Here is a 6,206-nt window from a genome sequence, read left to right on the forward strand (position 1 = left end):
GCCCCGCCCTGCATTAGGTTGCCCGTCCCATGAGCGAATTGATTCTGGCCTCCACGTCGAGCGCCCGGCGGGCCCTGATGGATGGACTGAGGCTCCCCTACCGCGCCGAGGCCCCCGGCGTGGACGAGGTCGTCGCCCCACACCTGTCGGTGACGGAGGCTGTGCGGGAGCTCGCGTCACGCAAGGCCCGCGCGGTGCATCAGCGGCACCCGGAGGCCTGGGTGCTGGGCGCGGACCAGCTCGTCGAGGTGGCGGGCGAAGTCCTCACCAAACCCGTCGACCGGAACGCGGCGCGCGAACAACTGCGCAAGCTGGTGGGTCACACCCACGCCATCCACACCGGGGTGTGCCTGGTGGGCCCCGGAGGCAAGGTGCTCGATGCAGTGGAGACGACCCGGCTGACCTTCTACCCGGTGAAGGAGGAGGAGCTGGAGCGCTACCTCGACCTGAACGAATGGGAGGGCTGCTGCGGCAGCTACCGCGTGGAGGACGCCGGACAGGCCCTGTTGGAGCGGCTCGACGGCGACCGCTCCAACGTTCAGGGCCTGCCCATGGTGACGGTGGTGCGACTGCTGCGGGAGGCGGGCTTCCGGTTCTTCTGAGCGCCGCTGACGCCCGCGCCGTCACGCGTCGGAGGACAGCTCCGCCAGAATCTCCGCGTAGGCGGCGCGCGCCTTGTCGGCCTGGTCCGCCTTGAAGCTCACCGCGGCCACCACCGGGTGCCCGCCGCCGCCGTAGCGCCCGGCGATGGCGGACAGGTCGTGCCGCCGCAGCTCCGGCTTCCACGGGTTGGAGCCGATGGACACCTTGGCCCGCGAGGCGCCCTTCCCCACCCACAGCGTGTAGCGCGCGTCCGGGTAGAGGGCATAGGCGATGAACTTGTTGAGGCTGTCCACGCCCTCGTCCACCAGGTCGAAGAAGACGACGCCGCGCTCGTAGCGCGCCCGGGCACGCACCAGCTCGATGTTCGACTGGTGGCGCGCCAGCAGCGGCGCCAGGGGCGTGGCGATGAGCGGCGAGGCGGCGATGTCCGCCAGCGACTCGGACTGCATGCGGCGGATGACTTCCGGGATGAGGCTGGGGTCCTTGTTGGCCTCCAGCACCGTCATGATGCGCAGCGCGGGCTCCTCCAGCGCCACCGCCATCTGCGGCGAGGGGAACTGGGCCCCGTCGATGATTTCCGCCCAGTGGATGAGCTCCGCCATGGGCGACGCATCCCAGCCGAAGCGCTCCCGGGCCACGTCCGCCAGGTACTTCGTGCAACTCTTGCGGTGCGCATCGTGGAATTTGCGCCCGCTGGTGTCCGCGCGGAAGTGCGCCTCGTCCCCCGGCTGCTGGAAGGCGGAGGCGTGGTGGTCGAACCACCAGGTAAGCCGCGCGTCCTGGCTGTAGCGGAAGTCGACGATGACATTCTCCTCGCCGGAGAACACGGCCGGGTCGATGCCCTCGGCGCCTGGCTTGTGGTTCAGACCGAGGTACCGGAAGGCCGCGTCCGGACGGATGCGCTCCCGGTAGAAGCGGGAGAACACGGCCGCGCTCGCGGCGCCGTCGAAGCAGCTGTCGTGAAAGAGGACCTGAACGTTCATGGCGATGAGCCCCTTACTGCAACGCGAGTCCCGCGCCCACCGTCGTGAAGGCCACCTCGTCCGCACCGCCACTCGCCTGGGCGGCCACCACCGCCAGCCCCACGAGCCGCCCGTCCGCCAGCACCCCGCACGCCAGCGTGCCCTCTGCGCCCCCCGGCGTGCGCAGCGGATGCACGGTGGCCTTGCTCCCCAACGCCGGAGGCGCGGGAAGTGACAGCGCCTCCCCCAGCGCACCGCCCAGCGCCTGGAACAGCCCCTTGCATCCCACGGCCGCCGCAGTGCCCGTGCCGCGCTCCACCCAGAGCAGGCCATAACGCCCCTGCGCCGTGTCGCCGAAGCCCACGCCGCCGCCCTGCAGGGTGGACGCGGGCAGCACCAGGTGCGGGGCGAGCTGCTCGCGCGTCAGTTGTCCCCACCCCGGGGGCAGCTCCAGCCGATACCCCAGCTCGCTGCCCACCAGGGACTGACGCACACCCGCGCCCGACGTCCCCGCGATGGGAAGCGCCAGCAAGCCCGCCGAAGCGACCGCCGCTCCCAGGCCCAACCCCAGCCCCAGGTAGCGCCGCATGGGCCCCGGCTCGCCCACCACCATGACCAGCGCGAGCACTCCGAGGATGAAGTAGGCCACGTGGACGGGGGCCAGCGGTGCCTCACGCGCCAGCCATCCCGTGGCCAGCAGCTGCACCACCACGCCCACCTGCGCCATCCCCTTCGCGGGGCCGCGGTTGAGCACCAGCACCAGCGCGAGCACCGCGTCCAGGCACACCAGGCCGTACGTCCACGTGGGGTCCTCCAGCGAGCCCAACAGGCCCGCGGCGCGGACGAACCAGGCCGCGGCGCTCGCCAGCAACACCCCCGCCGCGGGGCCCGGATGGGCGGACACCGCGCTGGTGACAAGGTCCCCGCCGAACACCGTGGCGTCGTCGTCCGCCTCCACCATGGGCCGGTCCAACCGCATCCGGCCAACCTTCTTGTGGGACTGGAGATGGTCGAACGGCTCCCCGCACGAGGGGCACGCACTGGCACCGCGCGGAATGGGGCTGTGGCCGCAGTTCGGACAGAGAGTCTGGGGCATGCCCCCGGCGTATACCGCACTGCCCGCGCCGCCCACGAGGCCGCGACATTTGCGTCAGGATGTTCTGGCTTTCCACCCGGAAAGACGGACTTCTGCGGGAAGGCTTGACTCTGACATCGAGGTCAGATTGGACCTGGGTGCCAAGAATTGTAAGCCACGTGACGAAACGGGGCCGTTGAACGAAACGTCGAGATTGCGCTCGGAGTGAACGAAAACGCTCGATGAAACGATTCATACCCAGGCAGCACCGTGAACCCAGCGAGCCGACTGTCCGCTTAACCCCGCTTTCTGCCTGGGAAATGAGGGGCATTGTCCCACCGGACAGGTAGTCAGGCGGCTGGCACCTCAACTGCATGTGTCAGACCCACGGTGTACTCACCCGCGTAGCACGGTGCGGTGGGAGGAACCCATGGGCAAGCGGACGACTCGTAGAAGTGGCGCGGTTCCCAGGCAGGGCCGGCGGGTGATGCCCGCGCTCCGGCGAACGGCCCAGCGGGCCCGGGCGGCCGCGGGCAAGGTCCACCTGACGGTGGGCGAGGTCATCGCGGCGGCCTTCGAGACCTCCGGCGGGGAGCTGGTGGATGTGCTGGCCCAGCTCACCTCGCCGCAGATGACCCGGGCGCTGGGGCGTCGCATCGTCGTGGAGGGCTGAGCCCTCCGCCCCTGTCCCGGCCGGCGTGGACGTCAGTCTCCCGCCATCAAGATGCCGGCGGTGTAGCGCTGCCGCGTGGGCTCTCCCGCGAGCAGCTTCTCGAAGTCTTCCGCGTTGTTCGGGTGCACCAGGAAGCTGCCGGAGCGTGTCTCCAGGCGCACAGGCGCGGCCAGCGACTGTGGCTCCTCGGCCACGGTGCCACCACTGCCCCCGTCCAGGCGGTGAGCCGGCGCGGTGGCGCAGGCGGTGAAGAGCAGGAAGCCAGGAACAAGAAAGCGCCTCATGCGGGTCCTCCGGTGGACGGACCCAGAGGTGGGCCCGCGCGCCCCTCCCTATGCCGCATCTCGCGCGGAGACAAGGCACCGCGCGCCATCCCGGAAACGACGAAGGCCCGCGTCCCCTGAGGAGACGCGGGCCTGGGCCTTCACGCCGTCAACAGCCTGGGGCTACCGGGGCTGCCAGCGCGGGCGGTGGTCATCGCCGCGCGACGTCTGGAGGGTGTAGTCCCCCAGCGGGTGGACGATGGGGTCACCCACCTTCGCGCCCGCCGCCGGATCAATCTGCTGGACGTAGAGCTGCCCCGCCTGGATGTAGGCCACGTAGTGGCCATCCGGAGAGAACGACGGGAGCGTGGCGCCCTCGGCGAAGCTGACCTCATCCCCCACCGGGGTGCCGTCCGCCGGGTTGATGCGGCGCAGGAAGATGATGTTGCCCGGGTCGCCGGCGCAGGGCGAGGTACCGGCGCCGCAGAGCACCGGCTCCCCCGTGGTGGGGTTGAAGAAGTAGGCGCGCACGTACGCCACCCAGCTGCCATCCGGCGCCCAGGTGGGGTTGGCGATGTAGGAATCCACCGAGCCACCCTCGACGGCCGCCGTGCTGAACTCGGCAATCGTCTGCACGGCGGAGCCACCCACGGGGACGATGTAGAGCGCGGCGTTCAGCCCCACCGGCCGCGTGTCATCCGGACGGAGGAACAGGAGCTGGTCATTGACGCGGTTGTAGTGCGGCTGCTCCGCCGTGGCGCCCGCGATGGCCAGCGGCGTGGGCGTGCCGCCCACGGTGGCCGTGGAGATGCCGACGGTGGCGGTGCTGAACGCGAACGTGTTGCCGTTGCGCCAAGCCGGGGAGGAGCCCGTCGCGGTGGCCTGCTCCACCGTGCCGCCCTCGGCCGGGACGCGGGAGATGCCGGAGATGCTGTCGCCCGCGCGGCGCACGTACAGGAGAGAATCCCCCGGCTCCCACTCCAGGTAGAGGAAGCCCTCGGTGCTGCCCGTGGTGCCATTCGCGAGCATCGTGGGCGCGGCCGCCACCAGCGGCACGTCGCGCGCCACCAGCTCACCGGCCAGGTTTCCCGTCGAGGTGCCCGTCTCGGTGGCGCCCTGGACGAAGGCAATCCGGTTGCCGGCCGGGTTCCAGCGCGGGTAGAGGCTGTTCACTGCGGCGTCCGACAGCCGCATGGGCTCCGGCTCATCGAAGCGCGTCACCACCGCGGCCATTTCGTCGGTGTCGTCCATGGCCGTGAAGGCCACGTGCAGCGCCTGACACGTCATGGCCTCCGCCGTGCCCTCACAGCGCAGGCCCGCGGCGCAGTCGGCGGACGAGGTGCAAGCATCGCCCTTGGCCCCCGTGCCGATGACGACCACGCCACCGCCGTCGGCCGTGCCCACGTCCGTGCCGGCATCCCCTTCAGTGCCCGCGTCCTGTTCGGTGCCCGCGTCGCCCTCGGTGCCGGCGTCCTCTTCCGTCCCAGCGTCCTCCCCGGGCGGCCGCTGGACATCGCGCAGCTCACAGTTGCCCGAGCGGCACGTCCAATCCTTCCCCGCCGGAGGGGGCCCTTTGTCGCTGCGGCAGTCGAATACATCGACACATTCGTCACCGCACCCCGTCGACAGCACCAGCAGCACGCCACACAGCGCGCTGATAACGACACGCTTGGTCATGGAAACCCTCCGGAGAATAGAGGGCGCGTATACCGTCGGCCTTTCCGGGCGCGCTGACCCGGATGCGCGGGAGCACACAGCGTGTTCCTGAATGAACGGCCCAAGGGAGCTGCCTGCTCAATGATAGACACCCACTGCCACCTGGATGCCTCCCGCTTCGATGCCGACAGGACGGAAGTCCTCTCACGCGCCTGGGCCGCGGGCCTCCACGGCATCGTCATCCCTGGCGTGGGCCCGCATGACTGGGAGCCCCTGCTGGAGATGTCCCGCCAGGATGCCCGCCTTCAGGTGGGCCTGGGCATCCACCCGCAGCTCCTCCCCGACATGCCCCCGGAAGAGGACGACGCCGTGCTCGAGCACCTGGACGCGTTGCTCGCGAAGGGCGGCGCGGCGGCCGTGGGTGAGTGCGGATTAGACGGCCCCAGCCTCCCGGGCGCGCCGCTGGAACGGCAGGTGACGGTGTTGAAGCGGCACCTCGCGCTGGCGCGCAAGCACGGCCTGCCCGTGCTGATGCACTGTCACCGGCTGCACCCAGCCCTCATCGAACTGCTGAAGGAGGAGCCCCTCCCCGAGGCGGGCCTGCTCATGCACAGCTACAGCGGCGGCGTGGAGCTGGCGCGCTTCTATCTCCAGAAGGGCTGCCACTTCTCCTTCGCGGGCCCCGTCACCTGGGCGGAGGCCCGCAAGCCCCTGGATGCGCTCCGGGCCATCCCCCTGGACCGGCTGATGGCGGAGACGGACGCCCCGGACCAGGCCCCCACGCCCCACCGGGGGACACGCTCCGAGCCGGGCTACCTTCCCCACATCCTGGAGGGCATGGCCCGCGTCCGGGGGGAGCCCGTCGAGGAGGTCGCCCGGCAGACGACCGAGAATGCCCGCCGCTTCTTCCGGGAAGCTTTCCCTGCGCCTTCGCGGTAGGCGAGCGGTCGCGTTATAGAGGACCGCCATGAACC

The 6,206-nt window shown here is 70.7% G+C and carries 7 protein-coding genes; 3 read left to right on the top strand and 4 right to left on the bottom strand.

Features of this window, described 5'->3' with window-relative positions; all coding sequences use genetic code 11:
* The first annotated feature begins 29 nt into the window (after positions 1 to 29).
* Positions 30 to 602, top strand: a complete 573-nt coding sequence (locus FL344_RS37655) for a nucleoside triphosphate pyrophosphatase (protein WP_141621898.1) — start codon at positions 30 to 32, stop codon at positions 600 to 602.
* Between the two features lie 21 nt (positions 603 to 623).
* Here the strand turns inward: FL344_RS37655 and FL344_RS37660 are convergent, their stop codons facing one another.
* Complete coding sequence (locus FL344_RS37660; RefSeq protein ID WP_141621899.1) at positions 624 to 1,586, bottom strand: DHH family phosphoesterase; 963 nt, start codon at positions 1,584 to 1,586, stop codon at positions 624 to 626.
* 13 nt (positions 1,587 to 1,599) lie between these two features.
* Positions 1,600 to 2,544 carry a zinc ribbon domain-containing protein gene (locus FL344_RS37665; RefSeq protein WP_228565659.1) on the bottom strand — a complete coding sequence of 315 codons (945 nt, stop codon included), beginning with the start codon at positions 2,542 to 2,544 and terminating at the stop codon, positions 1,600 to 1,602.
* A gap of 526 nt (positions 2,545 to 3,070) precedes the next feature.
* Between FL344_RS37665 and FL344_RS37670 the strand changes: the two genes are divergently transcribed.
* Positions 3,071 to 3,313, top strand: coding sequence for a hypothetical protein (locus FL344_RS37670; RefSeq protein ID WP_043612925.1), 243 nt, complete (start codon positions 3,071 to 3,073; stop codon positions 3,311 to 3,313).
* A gap of 32 nt (positions 3,314 to 3,345) precedes the next feature.
* On the opposite strand, the gene FL344_RS37675 is transcribed toward FL344_RS37670, so the two are convergent.
* Positions 3,346 to 3,597 carry a hypothetical protein gene (locus FL344_RS37675; RefSeq protein WP_141621901.1) on the bottom strand — a complete coding sequence of 84 codons (252 nt, stop codon included), beginning with the start codon at positions 3,595 to 3,597 and terminating at the stop codon, positions 3,346 to 3,348.
* A 162-nt stretch (positions 3,598 to 3,759) separates the two neighbouring features.
* Positions 3,760 to 5,253 carry a PD40 domain-containing protein gene (locus FL344_RS37680; protein ID WP_141621902.1) on the bottom strand — a complete coding sequence of 498 codons (1,494 nt, stop codon included), beginning with the start codon at positions 5,251 to 5,253 and terminating at the stop codon, positions 3,760 to 3,762.
* 120 nt (positions 5,254 to 5,373) lie between these two features.
* On the opposite strand from FL344_RS37680, the gene FL344_RS37685 reads away from it, so the two are divergent.
* Positions 5,374 to 6,171, top strand: a complete 798-nt coding sequence (locus tag FL344_RS37685; RefSeq protein ID WP_141621903.1) for a TatD family hydrolase — start codon at positions 5,374 to 5,376, stop codon at positions 6,169 to 6,171.
* The last annotated feature ends 35 nt before the right edge of the window (positions 6,172 to 6,206 follow it).

The organism is Myxococcus sp. AB036A (assembly GCF_006547355.1).
Lineage (GTDB): Bacteria > Myxococcota > Myxococcia > Myxococcales > Myxococcaceae > Myxococcus > Myxococcus virescens.